Consider the following 25,747-nt stretch of genomic DNA (forward strand, 5'->3'; position numbering starts at 1 on the left):
GTGCGGACCGGCCCGTGCTCAGCGGTCGGCGAGACGGGGGTCGGTGACCCCGCCCGGGCAGGCCTTGTCGGCGATGTCCCAGCCGAGCCCCTGCGCTCCGGCCCGGTAGGCGCTCTGCATGAACTCCAGGACCGCCGCCTTCGGGTCCGGCTGCTCGCGCGCCTCGGCGTACCGCAGCAGAGCCAGGTGCCCGCTGCCGCTGGGCACCCACTCCGCGGCGGCGGGATGGAGCGGCCGGTCGGCCAGACCCTTCGGTTCGGGGACCGCGTAGGCGTAGAAGCAGGGTTCGGGGACGGTGTCGTCACCGAACCAGAAGCCGAAGCTGGTCACCTCACGGGAGTAGGCCTCGCACTCCACGCCGCCCGCGTTCTCCGGCGGCTGGACGCGGCGCGGCGAGAACCGGGTGACCGCGATGTCGAACGTGTGCCAGAAGTGGTGCACCGGGCTGGTCTTGCCGGAGTACCCGGCCGCGAACTCCTCCAGCACCAGGTTGACCTGGCTCAGGACCTGCCAGTACTTGGTGGCCTTCTCGGGCGCGTACGCGCGTTGCTCCTTGTCGTCCACGAAGGGCCGGTCGGAATCCGGCAGGTCGAAGGGCTGCGCGTTCGGGATGCTGCCGTCCACCCCCAGGCTGTCCAGAGCCGACTGGAACCGCAGGTAGAACGAGGAGACGCTGTGCCCCTGGAGCGGGAAGGAAACCGTGTGCCCGTCCAGGTTCGAGGCCACCAGCTGGTGGCGGACGAAGTCGAAGTCCACCGTGAAGACCGGGTTGCCGTCCACCAGCCCCATCGGGCGGGAGGTGATCCCGCTGCCGGTCAGGTGGAAGGGCACGTGCCACCAGTGGTTGCGGCGGGAGCTGTGGGCCAGCCGGACCTTGCCGACGATCTGCTCGAAGCGGTGGATGGTCTCTTTGGTGTCTTTCCACTCGTCGAGCGGAAACGCGGGGAACAGCTCCATGGTGACGGTTCTCCTCGGTGGGGACTCGAAGCGGTCGGAGGCGGCGCGGGACCGGGTCACCAGCCCCGGCGCGTGGCCCGCGCCGACTGCCCGGCGGCGGCCGGGTGCGAGTCACGCGTGCGGTAGACGACGTAGGGACGGAACAGGTAGCCGACCGGTGCGCTGAAGGCGTGCACGAGCCGGGTGAACGGCAGCAGGGCGAACAGGGCCAGGCCCATGAGCGCGTGCAGTTTGTAGGGCGGCTCGGCGGCGGCCATCGCCGCGATGTCGGGCTGCAGGATCCAGATGGACCGGAACCACGGCGACACCGTCTCCCGGTAGTCACCGGTGTGCCCGCCCGCGAGTTCCACACCCGCGAAGTAGACGGTCATCCCCAGGCCGGTCACGATCGCCAGCACCAGGACCACGTACATGAGCTTGTCGTTGCGGGTGGTGGCGCTGAACACCGGACCGGTGGTGCGCCTGCGCCAGATGAGCAGGGCGATCCCGGCCAGCGTGCACACCCCCGCCACGATCCCGAACGCCAGCGCCGTCACGTGGTAGAGCGTGTCCGAGACCCCCAGCGCCCGCGTCCACGTGTCCGGGATCAGCAGACCCACCACGTGGCCGACGATCACCACCAGCAGACCGAAGTGGAAGAGCGGGCTGCCGATCCGCAGCAGCCTCGACTCGTACAGCTCCGAGGAGCGGGTGGTCCAGCCGAACCGGTCGTAGCGGTAGCGCCACACCAGGCCGCCCACCACGAGCACCAGCACCACGTAGGGCAGTACGCCCCACAGGACGAGGTCCATCGGACCGGACCCGCCCGCCTCCGCCTCCGGGTTCAACTCCGCCTCCTGGTGACGTCGGTCAGCGGAAGCGGGACCCGCGGCCGCGCGCCGTAGGGTTCCATCCCCACGTCCTCCGCGGGCGGCCCCTCCTGGGCCAGGCGGCGCACGCGCTCCTCGTCCGCGCGCCGGGGCGGCGGAAGGGTGTACCGGACCGCGTCGACGACCCGGGCGTAGGGCGTTCCGTAGTCGCTCAGGGCCCGGGACAGCAGGTCCAGCCCCGACCGGAAGTTGACCAGGAGCTCCTGCCCGGCCTCGGCGTCGCCCCGGGCCGCGAACTCCAGCATGACCGCCAGGTGGTCGGGCAGCTCGCGGGCGGACACCCGCCACCCCGCCTCGGCGTAGACCCGTTTGACCTCGGCCAGCGCGTGGCCGCGGCGCCGGGTGTCGCCGTCGGTGTAGTACGTCATGTGGAGCGCGCGGCGGCGGCGCAGGTCGAACACGTCCACGTAGTGCTCGGCCAGTTCCAGCTCAGGTGTGGTGGAGGCGTGCTCGCAGAACTCCAGCAGGTCGGTCCGGGACCGGCTCTTCGGCAGTTCCGCGGCGGCGCGCGCGGCCAGCGGGAGCCGCTCGAAGAAAACGCCGTCCGGGTAGCCGAGCAGGACCGACGCGGCCTGGTGGGTCACCGCCCTGGCGTGTGCCCTGCGGGCGTTCCGCCCGGCGCCGAGCCAGCCCGCTCCGCTCCGGCCGTCCGGGTTCCGGTCGTCCTGGCTCGGAACCGCCGGACGCGCACCGGCCGTGTCGGGCAGGTGTGCGCCGTCCGGGTTCGCCGTGCCCGATTCGAAGGCGCCCTCGTTCGGGCCGCCCCCGATGCCGTTGGTTGTGCTCATGTTCGACCCCCTAGCGCGGTCCGGGACCTGCGCCCCGGTCTCCGCCGTTGTCGGTACCGCCACCGTCTCGGGGCGGGAAGAGCCCTTCGGGACGTCCGTTTCCGTCCCAGTTCAGAAGGTTGACCCGGCCGTCGGTGCCCGCCCGGCCGCCCGTGGCTGCGCCGTCACTGGTCTGGCGTTCCCGGAGGGCGTGGAAGGTCTCCACGGAGGCCGCGTCGGGGCGCCCTGAGGCCTCGCCGAAGGGGACGTCGCCCATACCGCCCATACCGGGTCCGCCGTCGAAGTCGAGGCTGCACCCGACCTCCTCGATGACCCCGCGGTCGGCCTCGTCCACCCCGAAGGCCGTGGGCACGACGTAGCGCTCGTCGTACTTGGCCAGGGCCAGCAGCCGGTACATGTCCTCGATCTCGGTGCCGGTCATGCCGACGGCGGTGGCGATGGTCTCGTCGCGTTCCTGGCCGAGGTTGACCCGGCGCATGTAGGAGCGCATGGCGGCCAGCCGCCGCAGGACCAGGTCCACGGGCGCGGTGTCACCGGCCGTGAAGAGCTCGGCCAGGTACTCGACCGGGATGCGCAGGGCGTCGATGGCTCCGAAGAGGTTGCCCGCCTCCTCGCCGTCGTGCCCGGTCCTCGTGAGCGTGTCCACCACCGGCGACAGCGGCGGGACGTACCAGACCATCGGCATCGTGCGGAACTCCGGATGCAGCGGCAGGGCCACCCGGAAGCGCTTGGCCAGCGCGTAGACCGGCGACCGGACCGCGGAGTCCACCCAGCGGTCGGGGATGCCGTCCCGGCGGGCGGCCGCCCGCACGCGCGGGTCCGAGGGGTCGAGGAAGACCCCCAGCTGGGCCTCGTAGAGGTCCTGTTCGTCCTCGACCGACGCCGCCTCGCCGACCCGGTCCGCGTCGTAGAGCACGACCCCCAGGTACCGCAGCCGTCCCACACAGGTCTCGGAGCAGATGGTGGGCATGCCCACCTCCACCCGCGGGTAGCAGAAGGTGCACTTCTCGGCCTTGCCCGTCTTGTGGTTGAAGTAGATCTTCTTGTAGGGGCAGGCCGTGACGCACATGCGCCAGCCCCGGCAGCGGTCCTGGTCCACGAGCACGATGCCGTCCTCGACCCGCTTGTAGAGCGCACCGCTCGGACAGGCGGCCACACAGGTGGGGTTGAGGCAGTGCTCGCAGATGCGCGGCAGGTAGAACATGAAGGTCTCCTCGAAGGAGAGCTTCACCTTGTCCCCGATCCTGCGCACGATCGGGTCCTGCGCGGCGAGCTCGGGACCGCCGGCCAGGTCGTCGTCCCAGTTCGCGCTCCACTCCACCTTCATCGGCTTGCCCGTGAGCGCCGAACGCGGGCTGGCCACCGGGAAGTCGTCGCCCAGCGGAGCGTTGGTCAGGGTCTCGTAGTCGTAGGTCCAGGGCTCGTAGTAGTCCTGGATGGAGGGCATCACCGGGTTGGCGAAGATGGTCGCGAGCCGTTTGATCCGGCCTCCCGCGCGGGGCACCAGCCTTCCGTCGGGCCGGCGGACCCAGCCGCCCTTCCAGCGCTCCTGGTCCTGGTAGGCGCGCGGGTACCCCTGGCCCGGCCGGGTCTCGACGTTGTTGAACCACGCGTACTCGACGCCGCTCCGGTTGGTCCACGCCTGTTTGCAGGTGACCGAGCAGGTGTGACAGCCGATGCACTTGTCGAGGTTCATCACCATGGCGACCTGCGCCATGACCCGGCCGATCGGCCGCTCCTCCGAGCGCCCCTCCCGGTCCGCCGCTGCCCTCCCGGTCTGGCTCCGCTCCGCCATCAGTACCGCACCTCCGTCGTCCGCTTGCGCACGACCGTGACCTCGTCGCGCTGGTTCCCGGTCGGGCCGAGGTAGTTGAAGGCGTAGGTGAACTGGGCGTATCCGCCGATGAGGTGGGTCGGCTTGACCATCAGGCGGGTGAGCGAGTTGTGGATGCCGCCCCGCTTGCCGGTGGTCTCCGTCTTGGGCACGTCGATGGTGCGCTCCTGGGCGTGGTGCATGTACACCGTCCCGGTCGGCATCCGGTGCGAGACCACCAGGCGGGCGGCGACCACGCCGTTGCGGTTGACCGCCTCGACCCAGTCGTTGTCGGAGGCCCCGATGGCCTCGGCGTCGGCCACGCTCATCCAGATCGTGGGGCCGCCCCGGGACAGGGTCTGCATGAGCAGGTTGTCCTGGTACTCGGAGTGGATGGACCACTTGGAGTGCGGGGTCAGGTAGCGCACGACCACCTCGCGCTGCCCGGTCGGGCCGATCCGGGGCTCACCGAACAGGCGGCTCATGTCCAGCGGCGGCCGGTAGACCGGAAGGGCCTCACCGAACTCGTGCATCCAGTCGTGGTCGACGTAGAAGTGCTGGCGGCCGGTGAGCGTGTGCCAGGGCTTTGCGTGCTCGACGTTGATGGTGAAGGGCGAGTAGCGGCGGTCCGAGGCCTCCTTGCCGGACCACTCCGGGCTGGTGCCCACCGGGGTCGGCCCGTGCTTGGCGTCGTCGAAGACCACGCGGCGCTCGGCCGAGCGGTGGATCAGCTCGTCCATGTCGGTGCCGGTGCGCTCGGCCAGGCGCTCGAAGCCCTGAGCGGCCAGGCGTCCGTTGCTGGTGCCCGACAGCGCGAGGATCATCTCGCAGGCCTTGACGTCGGTGTCCAGGGACGGCCGGCCGTCCGCGACCCCGCCGCGCACCGCCCCGTTGCGCCGGCGCAGCCACTCGATCTCCTCGTCCGGGGTGAAGGACACCCCCTTGACCGGGAGCCCCTTGCCCTCGGCGAGCGGGCCGAGCGCCGCCAGCTTCTGGGCCACCGCCGAGTAGTTGCGGCGGACGGCGACGATGCCGGGCATGGTGCTGCCCGGTACCGGGCGCTCCCCCAACGCCTTCCAGTCCGGCGGCACCCCGTGCGGCTGGGCGAGCTCTCCGTCCGTGTCGTGCTGGTGCGGCACCGCGACCAGGTCGGTGACCTCGCCGAGGTGGTCGGCGGCCAGGCCGCTGAACACCCTCGCCAGGGCGTGGAAGGTGTCGAAGTCGGTACGGGTCTCCCACGGCGGGTCGATCGCCGGGTTGAAGGCGTGCACGAACGGGTGCATGTCCGTGGTGGACAGGTCGTGCTTCTCGTACCAGGTGGCGGCGGGCAGCACGATGTCGGACAACAGGGTGGAGCTGGTCATCCGGAAGTCCATGGAGAGCAGCAGGTCGAGCTTGCCCTCCGGGATCTCCTCCCGCCAGGTCACGTCGCTGGGCCGGTGTTCCGGGCCGGCGGGCTCCGACCGAAGGTTGGAGTGGGTGCCCAGGAGGTGCTTCAGGAAGTACTCGTTGCCCTTGGCGGAGGACCCGAACAGGTTGGACCGCCACAGGGTGAGGGTCCGGGGCCAGTTCTGCGGGTCGTCCGGGTCCTCGGCCGCGAAGCGGAGCGTGCCGGCGTGGAGCTGGTCGGCGACGTACTCGGCGGGGTCCCGGCCGAGTTCGGCGGCCTCCTTGCCGAGCTGGACCGGGTTGCGGTTGAAGGTCGGGAAGGACGGCATCCAGCCCATGCGGGCCGACGCCGCCACGAGGTCGGCGGTGTGCCGGCCCCGCACCTTCCCCGGGCCGAGCGGCGACATGAGGGCGTCGGCCCGGTAGGTGTCGTAGCGCCACTGGTCGGTGTGGGTGTACCAGTAGGCGGTCCCGGCCATGAAGCGCGGCGGGCGCGCCCAGTCCGCCCCCGAGGCGTAGGCGGCCCAGCCCGCGGCCGTGCGGCACTTCTCCTGGCCCACGTAGTGCGCCCAGCCGCCGCCGTTGACCCCCTGGCAGCCGGTGAGCAGCAGCAGGGCCAGGAAGGAGCGGTAGGCGTTCTCCCCGTGGAACCACTGGTTGGTCCCGGCACCCAGGACGATCATGGCCCGGCCGCCGCTGGCGTCGGCGGTGTCGGCGAACTCGCGGGCGATCCGCACCGCGCGGTCGGCCGGGACGGAGGTCAGCGCCTCCTGCCAGGCCGGGGTGTAGGCGGCGTTCGGGTCGTCGTAGCCGGCGGGCCAGATCCCGGGCAGCCCGGGCCGGGACACCCCGTACTGGGCCAGGACCAGGTCGAACACGGTGGTGACCAGGCGTCCGCCGACCCTGCGGACCGGCACGCCCCTGGTGTCGACCTCGGCCGTGCCGCCGGGGGTGTCGAAGCGGGGCAGCGCGATCTCGGCCGCCTCGGCGCCCTCGGCGTAGAAGGTGAGTTCGGGGACCCGGCCCTCCAGGTCGAGGTTCCACTTCCCCTTGCCGTCCTCTCCCCAGCGGTGCCCGATGGTGCCGTTCGGGGCGACCGGCGCCTCCTCCCCCTCGGGCCAGAACACGGGCTTCCAGGCGGAGTTGGCCTCGTCGGTGTTGTCGGGCAGGTCCGCGGCCATGAGGAACTTGCCGGGTACGAGGCGGCCGTCGCGTTTCTCCAGGGCCACCAGGAAGGGGAGGTCGGTGTAGGAGCGCACGTACTCGGCGAAGCGGGGGGTGGGGCTGTCGACGAAGCGTTCCTTGAGGATCACGTGCCCCATCGCCATCGCCAGGGCCCCGTCGGTGCCCGGGTGCGGGGCCAGCCACTCGTCAGCGAACTTGGCGGCGTCGTTGTAGTCCGGGGCGACCACCACGACCTTCTGGCCCCGGTACCGGGCCTCGGCCATCCAGTGCGCGTCCGGGGTGCGGGTCACCGGCACGTTGGAGCCCCACAACACGAGGTAGGCGGCGTCCCACCAGTCACCGGACTCGGGGACGTCGGTCTGGTCGCCGAACACCTGCGGGGAGGCCACCGGAAGGTCCGCGTACCAGTCGTAGAACGACAGCATCGAGCCGCCGAGCAGGTTCACGAAGCGGGCACCCACACCGTGGGAGACCATCGACATCGCGGGGATCGGCGAGAATCCGGCGATCCGGTCGGGGCCGTACTTGCGGATCGTCAGCACGTGCGCGGCGGCCGCGATCTCCAGGGCCTCGTCCCAGGTGGTGCGGACCAGCCCGCCCTTGCCCCGCGCCCGCTGGTAGCGGCGGCGCTTCTCGGGGTCGGTGGTGATCTCCTCCCACGCCAGGACCGGATCACCCAGCCGCTCACGCGCCTCCCGGTACATCTCGACGAGCACGCCGCGCGCGTACGGATAGCGCACGCGGGTCGGCGAATAGGTGTACCAGGAGAAAGCCGCGCCGCGCGGACAACCGCGCGGTTCGTACTCGGGACGGTCCGGACCGACGGACGGATAATCGGTCGCCTGAGTTTCCCAAGTAATGATTCCGTCTTTGACGTAAACATCCCAGGAACAGGAACCCGTGCAGTTCACACCGTGCGTGGAACGGACCACGCGGTCATGGCTCCAACGGTCCCGGTAGAACACATCTCCCTCGCGACCACCATGCCTGACCTGCGCACGGTCTCCGTCAAGGGGATCCGAACGAGTCAGATAGCTTCCCAGCCGAAGGAGGCTCTCGCCCGCTCCCCCGTTTTTGCCCTGTCCCGCCATCAGGAATACACCCCGTTTGCCCGCCCATTGCCCGCAGCCCTGGAAAGCACACCCAGCCCTGGCCACATTCCGTTAATAAATATGCCTTCTCCGGCACGGATGTCACGTTTCCCACTCCGCATAGGGCGACAATCTCCGCAGACCGACAGAGAAGGAGCCGTAATGCGTGCGGAACTTGGGGAGCGGGCCACCCGGCCGGGAACCGCGGGCGGCAACCTCGCCCTCGCGACGGCGGCGTTCACGCTGACCTTCTGGGCCTGGAACCTGATCGGCCCGCTGTCGCGGAGCTACAGCGAGGACCTGGGCCTGACACCGACCCAGACGTCGGTCCTGGTGGCCTTCCCCGTACTGGTGGGCTCCCTCGGACGCATCCCGGTGGGCACCCTCACCGACCGCTACGGCGGCCGGGTGATGTTCACGGCCATCTGCTTCCTCAGCATCGTCCCGACCTTCCTGGTCGGGTTGTCCGCGTCCTCGTACGGGATGCTGCTGCTCTGGGGCTTCTTCCTCGGGATCGCGGGCACCTCGTTCGCGATCGGCATCCCGTTCGTCAACGCCTGGTATCAGGCCGACCGGCGCGGGTTCGCCACGGGTGTGTTCGGCGCGGGCATGGGCGGCACCGCGCTGTCGGCCTTCCTCACCCCGCGCCTGGTGGAGGCCATGGGGGTCTTCACCACACACCTGCTGATGTGCGCGGCGCTGGCCGCGATGGGCGCCGTCATGTGGTCCTTCGCCCGGAACTCGCCCACCTGGAAACCGCGGACCGAACCGGCGCTGCCCCGCATGCGCGAGGCCCTGGGACTGAAGGCGACCTGGCAGGCGTCCGCCCTGTACGCGCTGGTCTTCGGCGGCTTCGTGGCCTTCTCCACCTACCTGCCGACCCTGTTGACCACCGCCTACGCCTACGCCCAGACCGACGCGGGCATGCGCACCGCCGGGTTCGCGATGGCAGCGGTCGTCGCCCGCCCGGTCGGCGGCATCCTGTCGGACCGGATCGGTCCGGTGAAGGTCTGCCTGATCTCCTTCTTCGGCACCTGCGCCTTCGCCGTCGTGCTGGCGCTGCACCCGCCCGCGGAGTTCCCCGCCGGGCTGTCGTTCGTCCTGATCGCCCTGTCCCTGGGCCTGGGCACCGGCGCGGTGTTCGCCCTGGTCGCCAAGCTCGTGGACCCGTCCCGGGTGGGTACGGTCACCGGCCTGGTGGGCGCCGCGGGCGGTCTCGGCGGTTACTTCCCGCCTCTGCTCATGGGCGTGGTCTACCAGGCCACGGGCGCCTACACGCTGGGCTTCGTCCTGCTGGCCGTGGTCGCGCTCGTCGTGGCCCTGTACACCTCACGCGCCTTCCGCGACGTCACCTGACCCGCTCTCCCGACGAGTCCGGGCCCTGTCCACAGCCTGTGGACAGGGCCCGGCGCCGGGACCAGCTCTCCGGAAAGGCACGGTCACAGGGCGACACGGTCACAGGGCCGCGGCGAGGTCCCGGGCCCGGACCAGGACCGCCGAGCGGTTGCCGACCTTGACCCGCTCCAGCGCCCTGACCCCCTCCGGCAGCGGCACCCGGCGCGTCCGCGCCGTCACGACCACCACCGCGCGCCGGGGCAGGACCCGGCCCATCGAGGCGAGCAGTCCCCGGATCGGATCCTCCTCCGGGGCCCCGCCCTCCCAGTGGGTCATCTCCCCGTAGGGGACGTCGGTGACCACGAGGTCGGCGTCGACCGGTTCGGTCAGTCCGAAGACGTCGGCGACCGCGGAGTCGTGCGGGAGGTCACCGCCCATGGCGGCCAGGCCGGCGGCCAGGTCGCGGGCGGCCTCGGCCCGTTCCACGAACGCCACCCGGCCGAAGTCCCGCGCCGAACGGCGCAGCTCCTGCTCCCGCTCGGCCAGCCCCGCCCCGGTCAGCAGCTCCAGGTTGCGCGCGGCGATGCCCACGGCGTCCTCGTCCACGTCCGTGGCGCGTACGTGCGTCAGCCGGTCCCGGTGGAGCAGGCCCAGCACCGCCACGAGGTAACCGCTGCCGCAGCAGGGGTCCCACAGCCGCACCCGGTCGCCCTCGACGTGCACCATCGCCCGCTGGAGGAGCTCACTCGCCAGTCTCACGGGAAAGCCCGGGTAGCCGGGCGCGGACCGCAACACCTGTCCGCTCGCCAACGCCGAGTGGTCCGTACGCTCGGTGGCGTACCGGTAGCTCACAACCGTCCCTCTCGTTTCCCCGACAACGCCGAAGGCCCGGTGTCTGGGACACCGGGCCTTCGATGATGCGGTCCTGACGGGATTTGAACCCGCGGCCTCCACCTTGACAGGGTGGCGAGCACTCCTAACTGCTCCACAGGACCTCGTTGCGTGTACAACTCTAGCGCGACTTCGGAGTACTTCGCACCTTCGCCGAAATAGAGTGGTTCACGACGCATCCGAAACCACGAGAGGACCCCTGCGTGAGCGACTCGTCCGCCCCCCTTCCCTCCGGCCCGGACTCCACGCGGGTCGACCGTTGGCTGTGGGCGGTACGCCTCGTCAAGACACGCGCCGACGCAGCCCAGGCCTGCCGCGGCGGGCACGTGCGGGTCAACGACCGCCCGGCCAAACCGGCCACGACGGTCAAGGCCGGCGACCAGGTCAGGGTCCGCCTGCACGGCACCACGCGCATCATCGACGTGAGCCACGTCATTCTGAAGCGGGTCGCCGCCCCGGTCGCCGCCCGCTGCTACGTCGACCGCACCCCCGCCCAGCCGGCGCAGGCCACCGCGCCGGTGATCCGGCGGGACCGCGGCGCTGGCCGCCCCACCAAGCGGGACCGGCGCCAGCTGGAGAAACTCCGCACGGACTTCCCGCCCCAGGCCTGAGTCCTCGCGGCACCCCCCACAACAGAACCAGGAGCCCTCCGTGGCCCTCCCCTCCCCTCTGGCCTCCGGACGCGACGCGGAGGTGTTCGCCCTGGACGAGCACCGGGTGCTGCGCCGCTACCGGTACTTCTGCGACACCGCCCCCGAGGCCGCCGCCATGGAGCACGCGGCAGCGCACGGTTTCCCCGTACCCGAGGTGCACCGGGCCGAGGGCAGCGAGCTGGAGATGGAGCGCCTGTACGGCCCCACGATGCTCGACGCCTCCCTGGACGGGCAGATCACGCCCGAGGAGGCGAGCCGGGTCCTCGCGGAGCTCCACGAACGCCTCCACGCCCTTCCGCCCCGCCCGGGCGGTGCCGGCGGCCGCCTCCTGCACATGGATCTGCACCCGGGCAACGTCGTCCTCACACCGAAGGGCCCGGTGGTGATCGACTGGACCAACGCCCGCGACGGAGACCCGGACCTGGACCTGGCACTGACCGCGCTGCTGCTGGCCCTGATCGGCGAGAGCGGACCGCCGCCCCTGGCCCGGCTGGCCGCCGCGTGCCTGGAGCCCTACGCGGGGCACGTCAAGGGCGACCCGACCCGGCTCGTCGACGAGGTGGTCGCGCTGCGCGCCGACGACCCCAACCTCACCGAGGAGGAGGTCGCCCTGCTCCCCCGCGCCGCGGACCTCGTCCGCCGGGCCCGGGCCGCGCGGACCCGGCCGGAGGACGGGTCGACGGAGGTGGACGCACCCCCGGCCCGGGGGTGACCGGACCCTCTCGGAACCGCGTCCTCGCACACCCGAGATCCACCCGGCCGGCCCGGCAGAATCGGCCTCACCACCGACACCGCGACGGAAAGTGAGGCCGCAACATGGCACAGGAGACGCAGGAGCGCAGACGGCTCGCCGCGTTGGAGGGGCCCGACCGCCCCGGAGCGGTACGCGCGGCCACCGCGGTCTGGACGGGCGCCGTGGCCCTGGGCGCAGCCGAGGCAGCCGTGTTCGCGCGGGGCCTGCTGGCCGAAGGCGTCCCCTGGGAGGAGCTGCTGCCCGGCCTGGGCGTGCGCGCGCTGGTCTACGCCGTGGTCCTGGCCGTGGTCGCGTTCTTCCACCGGGGACACCGCTGGGCCCGCTGGGCACTGGCTCTCGGGCTCGGGATCGTGGGCACGCTCAGTCTCGTCTCCGAGCCGGTCGGCTGGCTGCTGCAGGGCGAGGCGATCGACGGGCTCCCGGAACCGACCCCGCAGTTCGTGGCGATCGCGGTGCTGCGCACCCTGCACCTGGTCGCGGTGGCCGTCGGGCTGGTGCTGATGTTCCGGCCCGACGCCAACGCCTTCTTCCGCGCCCGGAACCGATCCGGAGCCGCCAGGCCTGGGCGGAACGCTCCCTAGAGCGGGTGGCGGGCCAGGAAGGACAGGACCGCCTCGGTGGCCTTGGGCGCGGCCTCGTGCAGGTAGCCGTGGCGGGCCCCGGGCAGGGACAACAGCTCCGCACCGGGGATGCGCCCGGCGAGCAGCTCGGCGTTGGCCACCGGGGTGAGTTCGTCGTCCTCGCCGTGCACCACCAGCGTCGGCGCCTGGATACGGGGCAGCAGGTCCCAGCCGTCGTGCTTGAGGCTGGCCTCGTAGTGGCGGCGCTGGGCGCGCAGCGGGTTGCGGGGCAGGACGCGGGTGACCGCCTCCGGGTTCGCCTCGGCCCACTCCGGTGTGTAGAAGAGCGGACCGATCAGGGCGCGTCCCTCCTCGCCACTGGCCTTGCGCAGCGCGAGGGACGCGTGCCGGGGGCGCTCGACCTCGTGTTCTCCGCCGGGCGCGGTGGCACCGAGCACGAGGGCGCCGACCCGTTCGGGAGCGATCGAGGCGAGGGTCTGGGCGACCTTCCCGCCCATGGAGAAACCGTAGACGTGCGCGCGTCCGGCTCCGAGGTCGTCCAGGACCGCGAGGACGTCCCGGGCCAGCAGCTCCATGCTGTACGCCCGGTCGAGGGGCGCGTCGCTGCCGCCGGTACCGCGCAGGTCCACGCGCACCACCCGGTGGTGTTCGGCGAGGTCCTCGTACACCCCCTCCCACATCTCGTGGTCGAGGGACTGTCCGTGGACGAGCAGCAGGGTCTCTCCCGCGCCATGGACGTCGTACCAGATCCGGGTTCCGTCAGCGGCGGTCGCGTGGTTCACGCCAACGGACACTACCCGACAAACCAGGCGCCCCACCGAGTCGGGGCCGGAGGCTCTACGTCTTGTAGTGGCCCTCCCTGATCTCCTTGTTGGCGCTCAGACCGATCACCGCGCACGCCACGACCATGACGAACACCCCGGACCCCGCGGACACACTGGTGGGGGACAGCGACGGGAGCCAGGCGAAGAAGTACAGGACCGGCGTCAGGTAGGACAGGACTCCGGTCGTCACCAGCACGCCCTTGGACGCGCCCCGGAGACAGGCCAGCGAAAGGCACAACAGGACCACGAGCGCCGCGAAGGCGAGCATGAACAGCCACTGGGCCTCTCCCACGGCTTCGCCGAACAGGAGCCAGCCGGTGGCATAGCCGTCCAGCGGCTGCGCGCTGACCTCGCCCTCCTCCCAGAAGCGCACCCCTCCCCCGCTGCGGACCCACGGCAGCGCCATACACAGGAACAGGGAGATCGCGCCAGCGGCGTAGGCCGCCGTCCGGGCCCGATCCGCAGGGGCGTCCGTCCTGTCGTGCTCGACGCGCATCTCCAGAAGATGCAACCGCTTCCGGAGCTTCGCGACATCACCGACTACGTCTGAGTTTTCCTGTGGCAAGGGAGCCTCCTGTCGCGGTGGGAAAAGGAACACAGGGGTAGACACCGGCCGCGGCGGGCCGGTTCGCTCCGCGCCCCGGGCCGATGCCCTCCCGTTCGTGATCTCTCGTGACCTCGCTCCGCGAACCAAACCCTGGGCTCCGAGCATCTCCCCAGGTCCCATCGTCTGCGGGGTGGGGCCCACACGACCCGGCCGAAGGAGCGCGCATGAGTTCCCCCGTCATCGCCACCGACAGCGATCAGGGCCCTCGGCCGAGCCAACAGGACGCCTGCTCCCACCGGTTCGAACCCGACTCCGGCGGCTGGCGGGCCACCGTGGCCGACGGGTTCGGCGACCACCCCGACACCGGTGAGGCCGCCCAGCTCGCCGCGGACACCGCCACCGCCGCACCGGGTGAGGCCCTGGACGCCGTCCTGGCCGCCGCGCGGGCGATCACCCTGACCCACCCCGGAACCGACTGCGTGCTGGCCCACGCCCGCCAGGACGCCCCCGACGACCCCATAGACATCGCGTGGGTCGGTGACTGCCGGGTCTGGACCTGGAGTCCCGGGGGAGGGCTGCGCCAGCACACCCGGGACCACACCCACGGGCAGGAGCTGCGCGACCTGCGGGTCTCGGAGGACCTCGCCCGGATCGGCGACCACGCGGTCACCACCTCCGTGGCCACCGCCGCCCTCGACGACGTCGGCACCGCCACCGCACCCGCGGCCGACCTCACCCTGTTCACCTGCGACGGCATCCATGACTACGTGGACCGGCGGCTGCTGGCCGAACTCGTCGCCGAACACGCCCACGACCCCGACACCCTGGTGCGGGTCCTGGTGGACGCCGCCCGCGAGGCGGAGAGCACCGACAACGCCACCGCCCTGGTGATCGGGCTGCCCCCGCGGCCGACCGGCCCCGGCTGCCACCGGACGCGGCAGGAACGCCTCCTGGACGGCCTGGAGGGCTTCGGCGGGACGGGCTTCGGGGCCCACCTCCCCGAGGACTCGGAGTACCTGCTGCGCACCCTCGCCGAGGACCGCGCCGCCGGGATCGCCTGCGACCGCTTCCTCCTGCGCGACGGCACCACCTACTGGTGCACGAAGGACTCCGACCACACCGACCACCACGTGAGCTGGCACGGCGTCACCTGGTGAGACCCGGCCGGGGTGCGGGGCCGCCGGAGACCGGGCCCCACCCGGCGCACACCGTCACCGAGAGGACGTCCGGCACCGCGGAAGGTTACTTCCCCCGACCTCTTGAAAACAAAAATTCAATCTGTTCAAATAGATTCAAGACGGCGGGGGTTCCGCCGCCGAGACCGAGAAGAGGGGACCGGCCATGCCCGCCGCCTTCACAGAGGCCGAACGCACCCGGATCACCGAGCTGCTGCTCACCAACGGGGAACGACTGTTCACCACCCAAGGCCTGCGCAAGACCTCCCTGGAGGACCTGGTCAGCGGCACCGGCATCGCCAAGAGCAGCTTCTACCAGTTCTTCGCCGCCAAGGAGGCCCTCTACCTGGAGCTGATGATGCGGCAGTCAGCCGCCGTCAAGCGTGAGGTCGTCGACGAGGCCCTGCTCAGCACGGAGGACGTCCGCGAAGGGCTGCGCCGCTTCCTGCACGCCACCCTCCGCCGACTGGACTCCGACCCGCTCTACCGGCGCCTCATGACCCATCCCGAGGAGATGGCGGCCGTCATGCGAAGGCTCGGCACCGCCGACCCCTCGGCCGTCTCCGCCTTCACCGCCTCGCCCGACAACCCGGCCCGGGCACTCGTGGACTTCATCACCCACCGCCAGACGGAGGGCGACCTCCCCGACCACGACCCCGCGGTGATCGTCGGCGTGATCCAGGCGGTCCTCGTGCTGCCGATCAACCGGGAGCTCCTCGGAGACCCCGCCCTCCTCCCCCAGATCCAGGACCTGCTGGTCGACATCGTCGCCGCGGGACTCACCCCCCGGAAGGACTGACCGCCATGACCGCCAACGGCACCTCACCGTCGGACACCAGGAGCGCTCTCATCGTCGGCGGAGGCATCGCCGGCCTGGCCGCGGCGCTGCGCCTGCACCAGGCGGGCTGGCGCGTGCGGATCGTCGAGCGCGCCGCCCGGCGCCGCGGCGGCGGGTACGCCGTCTCCTTCGCGGGAATCGGCTACGACGCCGCCGAGCGGATGGGCGTCCTACCCGACCTGCTCGACCGGCACATCACCCCGGACACCCTGGTCTACGTCAAGAAGAACGGGGCCGACTCGTTCTCCGTGCCCGGCCCGACCGTGCGGGCGATGTCGGGGGAGCGCAACCTCAACCTGCTGCGGGGCGACATCGAGGACGTGCTCCACCAGAAGGTGCGCGACCACGCCGAGATCACCTTCGGCACCACCGTCGAGCGCGTCGACCAGTACGCCGACGGCGTGCGCGCCACGCTCAGCGACGGCACCGAGGCCACCGCCGACCTGCTCATCGGCGCCGACGGACTGCACTCGACCACCCGCTCCCAGGTCTTCGGCCCGGAGTCGGAGTACCGCCGCGACCTGCGGCACATGGTCGGCGTGTTCATGCTCGACCGCCTGCCCGAGGGCCTGGAGCCCGGCGCCACCGCCTCGGTGACCGACACCGGCCGCACCCTGGCCGTCATCGACCTGGGTGAGAACGGGGCCGCGGCGTTCTTCGGCTACCGCTCGGAGGAGTCCGACCGCGAACTCGCCGAGGGCCCGCACACCGCGATCCCGCGCGCCTACGGGGACATGGGCTGGGTGGCGCCCCAGGTGCTGGACCAGCTCACCGCCGCCGAGGACGTGTACTTCGACACCGTCAGCCAGATGGAGGTGGACGGATGGAGCCGCGGCCGGGTGGTCCTGCTGGGTGACGCCGCCTGGTGCGTGACCCTCTTCGCCGGATACGGCTCGGCCCTGGCCGTCGGCGGCGCGGACGCCCTGGGCACCGCCCTGGAGGAGCACCCGGACGACATCCCGGCGGCCCTGGCCGCCTGGGAGGGCCGGATCCGCCCGGAGGCCGAGCGCAAGCAGCGCCTGGGCCGCCAGGTCAAGGGGCTGTACGCGCCGAAGGACCCGTTCCGGCTGTGGCTGCGCGACCTGCCGCTGCGCATGGCCTCGAACCCGCTGATGAGCCGGTTCCTCCAGCGCCGCCTCCAGATCCGCGGCTGACACCGGCCGATCCTCTGCCCGGGCGGGTGGCGGAGCGGACCGCAGGAAGGCTCCGTGGACCGCCCTTTCGGACGGAGCACGTCAACGGGGGCGCCCGGAGGGGGTCGGAGAGGCGCCCACGGGTCGGCGCAGCCCGACCTGGGCGTCGCGCACGTGCAGCGCCAGATGCGTCTCCAAGCGGCGCGGAGAGGCGTCCCACCCCGGGCCGAGCAGCGTTCCGATCCGGGTGAGCCGCTGCCGCACGGTGTTGCGGTGCAGATGCAGGAGTTCGGCGACCCGCGCGACACTGCCGTCGGTCTCCAGGTAGTAGAAGGCGGTACGGGCCAGATCGGCGCCGCGCTCGTCGTCGTAGGCCAGCAGCGGGTCGACGGCGCGGGTGAGCGACCGCGGGAGGCCGCCGGAGCGGGCCAGGTCCAGGAGCGCGTGGACCATGCCCAGGTGGTCGCCGTCCAGCACGCCGTCCCGGTCGAGGGTGATGAGTGAGCCGAGGGCGAGGGACGCCCTCCGGTGCGCGTCGGGCAGCTCCCCCGGAGCCGCGACCGGCCCGGCGGAGCCCGCGCGCAGCGGCCAGCCGTGGCTCGCGAACGTCGCGCGCAGCCGGCGCTCCCACTCGGGTGAGGCGGTGAGCAGGCACAGATGGTCGGAATGCACCGTCATCACGGTCCGCCCGACAGCGGAGCGCAGGACCTGCTGGTACCGCCGCGCGTCCGCGAGCGGCACGTCCAGGGCCACGCACCAGAGGCGGTCGTCGGCGCGCAACCCCCACCTGCGCATCCGCCGCTCCAGCCGGTCGTGCGGGAGGTCGGTGCCGGAGAGCAGTTCGTCGATCAGCTCGTACTGGCCGCGCAGGTCGGCGTCCTCCTCCGCACGCGCGAAGAGCAGGGCGAGCGCCGCGTGCACGGCGACCCTCTCCAACAGCGCCCTGCCGTCGGCGTCCAGGACCGAGCCCGTGTGCACGGTGCCGAGGGTCTCGGCCGCCGCGGTGATCGCGACGGCGGTACCGGGTTCGGGTACCTCGTCCGCCGCGGCCGGGTCCGCGGTCGCGGCCAGCAGCGCGCCCGAGGAATCCCTCAGGTACAGGTCGTCGTCGAGGGCCCCTCGTCCGATGGTGAGCACGCGTCTGACGTCAGGTGAGACCATCACCGCGTCCAGGAGCCTGCGGTCGAGCTCCAGCATCCGGGTGGCCAGCTGCAGCTCGGCGGCGCTGCGCCGGTGCTCCGCGTTGAGCAGCTCGGCCTGGCGGGCCAGCTCCTCGAAGCGCAGCGAGTTGTCGATCGCGACCGCCGCCTGCTTGGCGATCGACTCGACACAGCTCACCTCCTCCGGCTCGAACCGGCGGGACCGGCGCTCGGCCACGATGAGCGCGCCGATCACGCGGCCCGCCACGGTGAGCGGCGCGCCCATGATCGTCTCCACCGCCTCGGCCCGCACGATCTCGTCCACCTCGGGGTCGTGGACGACCGAGGCGTCGTCCAGGTACTCCGAGGTCTGGAAGGGTGCCAGGCCGGTCGCCACCTGCCCCAGCACCCCGACCCCGAGCGGCATGCGCAGGGCCCGGTAGGCGGGTGTGGTGACGCCGTCGGACTGGCGGATGTAGGTGTCCCCGCGCTCGGGGTCGTTGAGGCTGATGTAGGCCATGTCCGCGCCGACGATGGCGCGCGTGCGGCGCACGATCGCCTGGAGTACGGCCTCCACGTCCCGTAGCGCAGTGAGGTCCGTGGCCGTGTCGAGGAGGACCCTCAGCAGGTCCTCACGCGAGCGCCTCAGAGTGTTCGACATGCACACAGCGTAGGCCGACCAATGGACTCCAGCACATCGTGGCTCACGTCACCGGCACGTTAGGTTTCGGTAAGTTTCCTGGTCAGGCCACTTCTCTCGGTGTCCCTGCCCGGATCCCTCGACCCCGTGGGCCACCAAGGTGTGGGCCGACAAGGAAGGACGGACGACGGTGCAGATCACCGGTGCGGTACTGGAAGAGATCGGACGGCAGCGCCCGTACGCGGAGTCGAAGCCCATCACCGTCGCCGGGGTGGAGCTCGCCGACCCCGGCCCGACCGAGGTCCGGGTGCGGATCGAGGCGGCCGGTGTGTGCCACTCCGATCTGTCGGTGCTGGACGGCAACCGCGTCCGCCCGGTCCCGATGCTGCTCGGCCACGAGGCCGCCGGCCGGGTCGAGGCCGTCGGCTCCGAAGTGACCGACGTCGCCGTCGGCCGCCGTGTGGTGATGACCTTCCTGCCGCGCTGCGGCGAGTGCGACGGCTGCCGTACCGACGGCCGGCTCCCCTGCTCGCCCGGCAGCGCCGCCAACAACGAGGGCCGGCTGCTGCACGGCTCGCGCCACCTGACCCGCGACGGCGAGACCGTCCACCACCACCTCGGGGTCTCCGGCTTCGCCACCCACGCCGTCGTGGACCGCGCCTCCCTCGTCCCGGTCGACGACGACGTGCCGGCCGAGATCGCCGCGGTCCTCGGCTGCGCCGTGCTCACGGGAGGCGGCGCGCTGCTCAACGCCGTGCGCCCCGCGGAGGGCGAGAGCGTCATGATCGTGGGCCTGGGCGGCGTCGGCATGGCCGCGCTGCTGGCCGCTGTGGCGCAGGGGACCGGCGACGTCATCGCCGTCGACACGCTGCCCGAGAAGCTGGAGCTGGCGCGGACGCTGGGCGCCTCCCACGCCTACACCCCGGACGAGGTGGCGGAGCAGGGGGTCAGGGCCTCCCACACCATCGAGTGCGCCGGAAACCCGCGCGCCTTCGAAACCGCGTTCGGCGCCACGGCCCCCGGCGGCCGCACCGTGACCGTCGGCCTGCCGAGCCCGACCGCCACGGCGCGGCTCTCGCCGCTCACGATGACCGCCGAGGCGCGCACCGTGATCGGCTCCTACCTGGGATCGGCCGTGCCCGCGCGCGACATCCCGAAGTTCGCCCAGTGGTGGCGCGAGGGCCGACTGCCCGTGGAGCACCTCATCAGCCGTCGGATCCGCCTGGACGAGATCAACCAGGCCATGGACGAGCTCGCCGAGGGCAGGGCCGTCCGCCAGGTCATCGTCTTCGACGAGTAACCGGGTTCCGAGCAGACACCGACCCGGACACCTCCGTGACCGGGGATCACGAAAGCAAGGGTCAATGAGTCAGACACCCGCCGAGCCGGACGCGGCCTCACCGCACTGGAAGGCGGGCCCGTTCGAGGTCCGCCTGCCCTTCGTGCACTACAAGTTCCAGTGGCAGGACTACACCCAGGGCCTCGTCATGTGCGCGGTCGACCTGTCCGCGATCCCACTGCTGACCGAACTCCTCGGGATGCCGTTCGAGGCGGCGCTCGCGGTCGTCGTCCTCAACGGCCTGCTCTACCTCCTGCACCACCTGCTGGGCGACCCGGTCGTGCCCGGCTGGATCACCCCGGCCGTCCCGCTGCTGATGGTCTACTGCCAGCAGTTCCCCGAGGGCCCGGAACGGGTCCAGGCGCTCATCGCCTTCCAACTCGTGCTCGCGGCGCTGTCGATCACACTGGGGGTGACCGGTCTGGCCTCGAAGGTGGTCCGCTTCATCCCGAACGCCCTGCGCGCGGGCATCGTCGTGGGCGCGGGGTTCGCCGCCGTCCAGAGCGTCTTCGCCGCGGGCGGCCGGTTCGAGACCTTCCCGTGGACCATCTCGATCGCCGTCGGCCTGGCCTTCCTCCTGCTCTACTCGAAGGGCTTCGCCGCCGCGCAGAGGCACAGCAGGGTGCTGCGCCTCATCGGCAGCCTCGGCATCCTCCCGTGCATCCTGCTCGCCGTCGTCGTCGCCCCGCTCTTCGGTGAGGCGCCCTGGCCGACCCTGGAGTGGGGGCTGGCCACACCCGACTTCGTGACCCTGTGGACGGAGTACACCGTCTTCGGCGTCGGCATCCCCCCGGCGATGATGCTGCTCACCGCGATCCCCACCGTGGCCGCGGCCTACATCGTGGTCTTCGGTGACGTGCTGCAGGCGCGCGCCGTCATCGACGAGGCCGCCGAGGAGCGCCCCGACGAGAAGGTGCGCTACAACCCGAACCGCGCCCACATCATCTTCGGTGCGCGCAACGCCGTCATGGGCGTCATCGGCCCGGACGTGACCATGTGCGGGCCGCTGTGGGCGGCCATGCAGGTGGCGATCTCCGAGCGGTACAAGAGGGGCCGCGACGCCATGCGGTCGATCTTCGGCGGCGTCGGCTCGTTCCGCTGGGGCACCAACACGGGCCTGTGGCTGCTGCCGATCGTCTCGCTCGTCGAACCCGTCCTCGGCGTGGCGCTGGCCCTCACCCTCATCATCCAGGGCTTCGTGAGCGTCAAGGTCGGCATCCTCGAAGCACGCAGCAGGACCGATCTGGGCATCGCCGGTGTCACCGGCGCCGTCCTGGCGGTGAACGGTGCCGCCTGGGGCTTCGCCGTCGGCATCATCCTGTGCCTGCTCGTGTACGGGCGCCGGTTCTTCTCCGGCGAGGACGACGGGGTGATCAACCACGGCGGACCCTCACCCGACAGCACGGTCAAGGACTGACCGGGAAGCGGCGGCCCGGACGGGATCCGGGCCGCCGCCTCATCCGTTCCCGGAGCGCGCGCCGCCGGACTTCGCGGAGGGAGCGCGCTCGACGCGCGTCCAGCCCCTCCAGCCCCGCTCCTCCAGGATGGCCAGCAGCCGTTCCGCGACCGGTGAGGATTCGAGCATGGTGGAGTCCATCAGGTCGACGAAGGCCTGGTCCAAACCGTCGTCCTGCAGCGCACCGGATTCCAGGGCGCGCATCATCAACTCCTCCAGGATGTCGGCGATCCGGGCGATCCGCGGGTCGTCGGGCGACCAGTCGAGCGCCTCGCTCACCAGCAGGTAGAACTCCACCATGGCGGGATCGTCCAGTTCCCTGTGCTTCTCGGCGATCACGGCGTCGATCCGGTCCGGGACCTGGCCCGCGATCATGATCCAGGCGTCCCGTTCCATCTCGATGTACCGCTCGTCGACGCCGAGTCCACGCAGCCGGTCGAGGTAGGCCACCACGTCCTGCGGGAGCGCCAGGTGGTCTCCGGCTGCGAGCCTGGCGAGCCTCGTGCGGGTGTTCCGCAGCCGACGCGCCTCGGCGCGCAACTCCTTGTCGATCTCCCGGACACCGTCGCGGAACTCCTCCTCCCCGGCGTCGAGGAGCCCCTGTACCCGTGCCAACGGCACTCCGGCGTCCGCCAGGGTGCGGATACGGATCAGCCGCACGACCGCGTCCGCGCCGTAGATCCGATACCCGGAGCGGTCGCGCGCGGGCTCGGCCAGCAGTCCGATCCGGTGGTAGTGGCGCACGGCCCGCACCGTCACCCCTGTGTAGGCGGCGAGTTGGCTGATGGTGAGCATGGATCCCAGACTGCCTCAGCCGGTCCTACGCCGGTAGACCACCATGGCGAGGGCGTAGAAGAGGACGAGGGTGACCACGCACCAGGCCAGGGCGGACCAGGCGTCCCCGCCCGCCGGTTCCTGCGCGAGGAGGTCGCGGATCGTGTTGACGATGGAGGTGACGGGCTGGTGTTCGGCGAACCAGCGGACCGGGCCGGGCATCGACTCCGTCGGAACGAAGGCCGAGCTGAGGAACGGCAGGAAGATGAGCGGGTACGAGAACGCGCTCGCCCCGTCCACCGTCTTCGCGGTCAGGCCGGGGATCACGGCCATCCAGGTCAGCGCCAGTGTGAAGACGACCAGGAGACCGGTCACGGCGAGCCACGCACCGATGCCCGCCCCCGAGCGGAAGCCCATGAGCAGCGCCACGCCCACGACGATGCCGAGCGAGACCAGGTTGGCCACGAGCGAGGTCAGCACGTGCGCCCACAGTACGGACGACCGGGCGACCGGCATCGACTGGAACCGTTCGAAGATGCCCCCCTGCATGTCCTGGAACAACCGGAACGCGGTGTAGGCGATGCCGGAGGCGATCGTGATCAGCAGGATGCCCGGCAGCAGGTAGTTCACGTAGTCGGCGGTGCCCGTGCCGGATCCGGACCCGAGGTCGATCGCCCCGCCGAACACGTAGACGAACAACAGCATGAACGCGACCGGCATGACCGCGGTGGTGATGATGGTGTCGGGACTGCGCGCGATGTGCCGCAACGAGCGGCCGGTGAGGGTGGCGGTGTCACCGAGGAAGTTCGTGTTCATCCGTGTTCCTTCCTCGCCGGCGCCGCCGCTGACGGGCCGGTGCCCGTGCCGGTGCCGGCAGCGTGCTTGTCGTCGTCGCCGGTGAGGGAGAGGAAGATCTCCTCCAGGGCGGGCTGCTTCTCGACGTACTCGACCCTGGCCGGCGGGAACTGCTTCTTGAGCTCGGCGAGGGTGCCGTTGACGAGGATGCGGCCCCGGTGCAGGATCGCGATCCGTTCGGCGAGCTGTTCGGCCTCCTCCAGGTACTGGGTCGTGAGCAGCACCGTCGTTCCGTTCGAGGCCAGCCCCCTCACCGTCTCCCACACCTCGATGCGCGCCTGCGGGTCGAGCCCGGTGGTCGGCTCGTCCAGGAAGATGACGGGCGGGTCCCCGATCAGGCTCATCGCGATGTCCAGGCGGCGCCGCATGCCACCCGAGTACGTCGCCACCCTGCGACCCGCCGCCCCGGTCAGCGAGAACCGTGCCAGCAGGTCGTCCGCGACCGCGCCCGGGGACGGCAGGTGCCGAAGCCTCCCGACCAGGACGAGGTTCTCCCGGCCGGTGAGGATCTCGTCCACCGCGGCGAACTGGCCGGTGAGGCTGATGGACTCGCGCACGTCACCCGCCTGGGCGGCGACGTCGAAACCGTTCACCCGTGCCGTCCCGGCGTCCGCCTTCAACAGGGTGGCCAGGATCTTCACCACGGTGGTCTTGCCCGCGCCGTTCGAGCCGAGCAGCGCGAAGACGCTCCCCCGCTCCACCTCGAAGTCCACGCCCCGCAGCACGTGCAGGTCCTTGTAGGACTTCTCCAGGCCCTTGGCGCTGATCGGGGGTCCGGTGACCGCGTGGGTGCTCATGCGGAGACCACCCCGTCCCCTGCGCGGACGTGTCCTCGCCGCAGGGGCCCCGCCGGACCGCCCGCAGCCCTCTCACCGAAAGGTCTCATCGTCTGTCTCCCATCCGAACCGCCCCCGCTCTCCGCGAAGGGGCTTCGGGACCACGATGGAGGGTTGACCCAGGGTCAAGGTCAAGCCGCTGATTCGGCGCATCGGGAACGGGAGCCACCGCCTCCTCTCCCCCGGTCCGGCCGGCTCCCCCAGGTGTCCCGGCGCCCGAACCGCCCGAAACCCACGAAGATCCGTTGTTGACGGGCCGGACCCGGCCGACGAGGGTAGAGAACCCTCAGGACGGGGAACGCCCGTACCGGCATCCCCCGAGCACCACCAGCAGACCGTCGGCCCCGTGATCGGCCCGGTCGCACCGGGGCCGACACCGAAAAGAGGGTCCCGGCCATGAGAGCGCTCCTCCTCACCCAGGGCACACGCGGAGACGTCCAGCCCTTCCTGGCTCTGGCCCTGGCCCTGGAGGCCGCCGGGCACACGGCCCTCGTCGCGGGCCCTTCCCACTGCGCCCCACTGGCCGCCGCGCACGGAGTCGACTACCACCCCACCGACGACGGGATCACCGGGCTGACGGGAGATCCGGAGTTGGCAGGTGTCATGGACACCGGGCTTCGAGGGGTGCGCGGCGCGGCGCAGACGGTTCGCCTGCTCCGACGCATCAAGGACGCGACGGGCCAGGTCTACGAGGACATCGCGGACGCGGCCGAGAGCGGTGCCGACATCGTGGTCCACACCGTGGGTCTGCCCGGCCAGCACATCGCCGAGTATCTCGGGGCCCGTGCCGTGCCGGTCGGGTTGCAGCCGTCCTGGATCCCCACCCGTGCCTTCCCCGCCCCGGGCGCACCGTGGCCGAGCTGGATGCCCGGCGCGCTCAACGGGCTCAGCTACCGGTTGGTCGCCCTGGCCCTGCGCGGCCAACGCGGTGCCGCGCTGCGCCTGCGCCGCGAGCGGCTCGGGCTGGGCCGCCCGGGCCGGCACAGCCCGCCGGACCTGCCCGACGGCCGCGGGCCTCTCCTCCAGGCGTTCAGCCGGCATCTGCTTCCCGACGGGGTCGACTACCCGTCCGGCGTGCGCACGACGGGGTTCTGGTTCCCGCCGCCGAACGAGGCCTGGACGCCCTCACCGGAACTGGAGGCCTTCCTCGGGGCGGGTGAGGCTCCCGTGTTCATCGGGTTCAGCAGCGCCCCCACGAGGGACCCGGCCGGTTCGTGGCGCTTGCTCACGGGCGCGGCCCGGCGGGCCGGTGTACGCGCGGTCATCGCCACGGGCTGGGGCGGCGTCGCCCCGGAGGGCGCGCACGAGGACGTCCTGGCCCTGGACCAGGCACCGCATGAACGCCTCTTCCCGCGCTGCGCCGCCGTGGTGCACCACGGCGGCGCGGGCACCACCGGGGCGGCGCTGGCCGGCGACCGCCCCCAGGTGATCTGCCCCTTCTGGGGCGACCAGCCGTTCTGGGCCCAGCGGGCCCACGCCACCGGGGTCGCCACGCCGCCCCTGCGCGGCCAGGACCTCACCGAGGAGTCACTCGCCGCCGCGATCGGCCGCGCGGTCTCCGACCAGGGGATGGCCGCCACCGCGGAGCGGATCGGGGCCCGGGTGCGGGAGGAGGAGGGGGTGCTCGGCGCGGTGCGTTTCCTGGAGGAGACGGCGGCGGAGAGCGCCTCGCCCCACAACGACGGCTGAATAGGGCTGGGTCCGGGCCCCGCACGGGCCGGCCCCGGACACGAAAAAGCCCCGCGTCCTGTTCCCAGGTGGCGGGGCGTTTCACGGTGCTGTCTCTGTGTGGCTAGGGGCGGGGTCGAACCGCCGACCTTCCGCTTTTCAGTAGGTCACGCTGACCCACGGATCTCCCTCCTTGACCTGCTGCGATCCTCCCAGC

Annotated in this window: 22 protein-coding genes and 1 tRNA gene; 10 read left to right on the forward strand and 13 right to left on the reverse strand. The window is 71.7% G+C overall.

Translation table 11 applies throughout. The features are described from left to right. Positions 1-18: 18 nt before the first annotated feature. The 5 genes from D458_RS0115175 to D458_RS0115195 are packed head-to-tail and all read right to left on the reverse strand — an operon-like array spanning position 19 to position 8,092. Positions 19-957, reverse strand: coding sequence for a DUF5996 family protein (locus tag D458_RS0115175; protein ID WP_017587604.1), 939 nt, complete (start codon positions 955-957; stop codon positions 19-21). A 56-nt stretch (positions 958-1,013) separates the two neighbouring features. Next, positions 1,014-1,748, reverse strand: a complete 735-nt coding sequence (gene narI / locus D458_RS0115180; RefSeq protein WP_026119330.1) for a respiratory nitrate reductase subunit gamma — start codon at positions 1,746-1,748, stop codon at positions 1,014-1,016. A 32-nt stretch (positions 1,749-1,780) separates the two neighbouring features. Beyond that, positions 1,781-2,614: a nitrate reductase molybdenum cofactor assembly chaperone gene (narJ, locus tag D458_RS0115185; RefSeq protein WP_017587606.1), complete on the reverse strand. Its 834-nt coding sequence runs from the start codon at positions 2,612-2,614 to the stop codon at positions 1,781-1,783. A gap of 10 nt (positions 2,615-2,624) precedes the next feature. Beyond that, the gene (gene narH / locus D458_RS0115190; protein ID WP_017587607.1) at positions 2,625-4,409 is read right to left on the reverse strand and encodes a nitrate reductase subunit beta; all 1,785 of its coding nucleotides are present in this window, start codon (positions 4,407-4,409) and stop codon (positions 2,625-2,627) included. Then, positions 4,409-8,092, reverse strand: a complete 3,684-nt coding sequence (locus D458_RS0115195; protein ID WP_026119331.1) for a nitrate reductase subunit alpha — start codon at positions 8,090-8,092, stop codon at positions 4,409-4,411. The genes narH and D458_RS0115195 overlap by 1 nt, the downstream gene beginning before the upstream one ends. A 162-nt stretch (positions 8,093-8,254) precedes the next feature. Here D458_RS0115195 and D458_RS0115200 point away from each other — a divergent pair, with 162 nt between their 5' ends. Beyond that, positions 8,255-9,448 carry an MFS transporter gene (locus tag D458_RS0115200; RefSeq protein ID WP_017587609.1) on the forward strand — a complete coding sequence of 398 codons (1,194 nt, stop codon included), beginning with the start codon at positions 8,255-8,257 and terminating at the stop codon, positions 9,446-9,448. Between the two features lie 99 nt (positions 9,449-9,547). Here D458_RS0115200 and D458_RS0115205 read toward each other — a convergent pair whose 3' ends face one another. Together D458_RS0115205 and D458_RS0115210 are read right to left on the reverse strand one after the other, a co-directional pair. Next, positions 9,548-10,279 (reverse strand): rRNA methyltransferase, encoded by a 732-nt coding sequence (locus D458_RS0115205; protein WP_017587610.1) that lies wholly within the window; start codon positions 10,277-10,279, stop codon positions 9,548-9,550. A gap of 68 nt (positions 10,280-10,347) precedes the next feature. Beyond that, positions 10,348-10,422: transfer RNA gene (locus D458_RS0115210), tRNA-Asp, on the reverse strand. A 99-nt stretch (positions 10,423-10,521) separates the two neighbouring features. Between D458_RS0115210 and D458_RS0115215 the strand changes: the two genes are divergently transcribed. The 3 genes from D458_RS0115215 to D458_RS34870 all read left to right on the forward strand — a co-directional run bounded on the left by D458_RS0115215 (position 10,522) and on the right by D458_RS34870 (position 12,306). Continuing rightward, on the forward strand, positions 10,522-10,929 hold the full coding sequence (locus tag D458_RS0115215) for an RNA-binding S4 domain-containing protein (RefSeq protein WP_017587611.1): 408 nt from the start codon (positions 10,522-10,524) through the stop codon (positions 10,927-10,929). Between the two features lie 40 nt (positions 10,930-10,969). Next, positions 10,970-11,683 carry a phosphotransferase gene (locus D458_RS0115220; RefSeq protein WP_017587612.1) on the forward strand — a complete coding sequence of 238 codons (714 nt, stop codon included), beginning with the start codon at positions 10,970-10,972 and terminating at the stop codon, positions 11,681-11,683. 104 nt (positions 11,684-11,787) lie between these two features. Beyond that, positions 11,788-12,306 (forward strand): hypothetical protein, encoded by a 519-nt coding sequence (locus tag D458_RS34870; RefSeq protein WP_017587613.1) that lies wholly within the window; start codon positions 11,788-11,790, stop codon positions 12,304-12,306. On the opposite strand, the gene D458_RS0115230 is transcribed toward D458_RS34870, so the two are convergent. Beyond that, positions 12,303-13,088: an alpha/beta fold hydrolase gene (locus D458_RS0115230; protein ID WP_017587614.1), complete on the reverse strand. Its 786-nt coding sequence runs from the start codon at positions 13,086-13,088 to the stop codon at positions 12,303-12,305. The genes D458_RS34870 and D458_RS0115230 overlap by 4 nt on opposite strands. 55 nt (positions 13,089-13,143) lie before the next feature. Next, positions 13,144-13,626, reverse strand: coding sequence for a hypothetical protein (locus D458_RS0115235; protein WP_152521141.1), 483 nt, complete (start codon positions 13,624-13,626; stop codon positions 13,144-13,146). Positions 13,627-13,901: 275 nt separating this feature from the next. On the opposite strand from D458_RS0115235, the gene D458_RS0115240 reads away from it, so the two are divergent. From D458_RS0115240 to D458_RS0115250, 3 genes are all read left to right on the forward strand, one after another. Continuing rightward, complete coding sequence (locus D458_RS0115240; protein WP_017587616.1) at positions 13,902-14,834, forward strand: PP2C family protein-serine/threonine phosphatase; 933 nt, start codon at positions 13,902-13,904, stop codon at positions 14,832-14,834. Positions 14,835-15,018: 184 nt separating this feature from the next. Further along, complete coding sequence (locus D458_RS0115245) at positions 15,019-15,651, forward strand: TetR/AcrR family transcriptional regulator (protein WP_017587617.1); 633 nt, start codon at positions 15,019-15,021, stop codon at positions 15,649-15,651. A 5-nt stretch (positions 15,652-15,656) separates the two neighbouring features. Beyond that, positions 15,657-16,844 carry an FAD-dependent monooxygenase gene (locus D458_RS0115250; RefSeq protein ID WP_017587618.1) on the forward strand — a complete coding sequence of 396 codons (1,188 nt, stop codon included), beginning with the start codon at positions 15,657-15,659 and terminating at the stop codon, positions 16,842-16,844. An 81-nt stretch (positions 16,845-16,925) separates the two neighbouring features. On the opposite strand, the gene D458_RS33565 is transcribed toward D458_RS0115250, so the two are convergent. After that, positions 16,926-18,623, reverse strand: coding sequence for a helix-turn-helix domain-containing protein (locus D458_RS33565; protein ID WP_017587619.1), 1,698 nt, complete (start codon positions 18,621-18,623; stop codon positions 16,926-16,928). Positions 18,624-18,792: 169 nt separating this feature from the next. Between D458_RS33565 and D458_RS0115260 the strand changes: the two genes are divergently transcribed. After that, on the forward strand, positions 18,793-19,902 hold the full coding sequence (locus D458_RS0115260) for an alcohol dehydrogenase catalytic domain-containing protein (protein ID WP_017587620.1): 1,110 nt from the start codon (positions 18,793-18,795) through the stop codon (positions 19,900-19,902). Between the two features lie 64 nt (positions 19,903-19,966). Further along, complete coding sequence (locus D458_RS0115265; protein WP_017587621.1) at positions 19,967-21,358, forward strand: hypothetical protein; 1,392 nt, start codon at positions 19,967-19,969, stop codon at positions 21,356-21,358. Between the two features lie 39 nt (positions 21,359-21,397). Here the strand turns inward: D458_RS0115265 and D458_RS0115270 are convergent, their stop codons facing one another. The 3 genes from D458_RS0115270 to D458_RS0115280 are packed head-to-tail and all read right to left on the reverse strand — an operon-like array spanning position 21,398 to position 23,823. Beyond that, positions 21,398-22,192, reverse strand: coding sequence for a MerR family transcriptional regulator (locus tag D458_RS0115270; RefSeq protein ID WP_017587622.1), 795 nt, complete (start codon positions 22,190-22,192; stop codon positions 21,398-21,400). Positions 22,193-22,207: 15 nt separating this feature from the next. Then, positions 22,208-22,987, reverse strand: a complete 780-nt coding sequence (locus D458_RS0115275; protein ID WP_017587623.1) for an ABC transporter permease — start codon at positions 22,985-22,987, stop codon at positions 22,208-22,210. Further along, positions 22,984-23,823: an ABC transporter ATP-binding protein gene (locus D458_RS0115280; RefSeq protein ID WP_017587624.1), complete on the reverse strand. Its 840-nt coding sequence runs from the start codon at positions 23,821-23,823 to the stop codon at positions 22,984-22,986. Before D458_RS0115280 ends, D458_RS0115275 begins: the two co-directional genes overlap by 4 nt. 435 nt (positions 23,824-24,258) lie before the next feature. On the opposite strand from D458_RS0115280, the gene D458_RS0115285 reads away from it, so the two are divergent. After that, complete coding sequence (locus D458_RS0115285; protein ID WP_017587625.1) at positions 24,259-25,551, forward strand: nucleotide disphospho-sugar-binding domain-containing protein; 1,293 nt, start codon at positions 24,259-24,261, stop codon at positions 25,549-25,551. Positions 25,552-25,747: the final 196 nt, after the last annotated feature.

It is taken from the genome of Nocardiopsis ganjiahuensis DSM 45031 (assembly GCF_000341085.1).
Classification (GTDB): Bacteria; Actinomycetota; Actinomycetes; order Streptosporangiales; family Streptosporangiaceae; genus Nocardiopsis; species Nocardiopsis ganjiahuensis.

Excerpts from the sequence above, each read along its gene's own strand:
- D458_RS0115250 (WP_017587618.1), top strand. The coding sequence starts at position 15,657 with ATGACCGCCAACGGCACCTCACCGTCGGACACCAGGAGCGCTCTCATC.
- D458_RS0115240 (WP_017587616.1), top strand. The coding sequence starts at position 13,902 with ATGAGTTCCCCCGTCATCGCCACCGACAGCGATCAGGGCCCTCGGCCG.
- D458_RS0115280 (WP_017587624.1), bottom strand. The coding sequence starts at position 23,823 with ATGAGCACCCACGCGGTCACCGGACCCCCGATCAGCGCCAAGGGCCTG.
- narI (WP_026119330.1), bottom strand. The coding sequence starts at position 1,748 with ATGGACCTCGTCCTGTGGGGCGTACTGCCCTACGTGGTGCTGGTGCTC.
- D458_RS33565 (WP_017587619.1), bottom strand. The coding sequence starts at position 18,623 with ATGTCGAACACTCTGAGGCGCTCGCGTGAGGACCTGCTGAGGGTCCTC.
- D458_RS34870 (WP_017587613.1), top strand. The coding sequence starts at position 11,788 with ATGGCACAGGAGACGCAGGAGCGCAGACGGCTCGCCGCGTTGGAGGGG.
- D458_RS0115245 (WP_017587617.1), top strand. The coding sequence starts at position 15,019 with ATGCCCGCCGCCTTCACAGAGGCCGAACGCACCCGGATCACCGAGCTG.
- D458_RS0115200 (WP_017587609.1), top strand. The coding sequence starts at position 8,255 with ATGCGTGCGGAACTTGGGGAGCGGGCCACCCGGCCGGGAACCGCGGGC.
- D458_RS0115275 (WP_017587623.1), bottom strand. The coding sequence starts at position 22,987 with ATGAACACGAACTTCCTCGGTGACACCGCCACCCTCACCGGCCGCTCG.
- narJ (WP_017587606.1), bottom strand. The coding sequence starts at position 2,614 with ATGAGCACAACCAACGGCATCGGGGGCGGCCCGAACGAGGGCGCCTTC.
- D458_RS0115235 (WP_152521141.1), bottom strand. The coding sequence starts at position 13,626 with ATGCGCGTCGAGCACGACAGGACGGACGCCCCTGCGGATCGGGCCCGG.
- D458_RS0115175 (WP_017587604.1), bottom strand. The coding sequence starts at position 957 with ATGGAGCTGTTCCCCGCGTTTCCGCTCGACGAGTGGAAAGACACCAAA.
- narH (WP_017587607.1), bottom strand. The coding sequence starts at position 4,409 with ATGGCGGAGCGGAGCCAGACCGGGAGGGCAGCGGCGGACCGGGAGGGG.
- D458_RS0115195 (WP_026119331.1), bottom strand. The coding sequence starts at position 8,092 with ATGGCGGGACAGGGCAAAAACGGGGGAGCGGGCGAGAGCCTCCTTCGG.
- D458_RS0115265 (WP_017587621.1), top strand. The coding sequence starts at position 19,967 with ATGAGTCAGACACCCGCCGAGCCGGACGCGGCCTCACCGCACTGGAAG.
- D458_RS0115285 (WP_017587625.1), top strand. The coding sequence starts at position 24,259 with ATGAGAGCGCTCCTCCTCACCCAGGGCACACGCGGAGACGTCCAGCCC.
- D458_RS0115270 (WP_017587622.1), bottom strand. The coding sequence starts at position 22,192 with ATGCTCACCATCAGCCAACTCGCCGCCTACACAGGGGTGACGGTGCGG.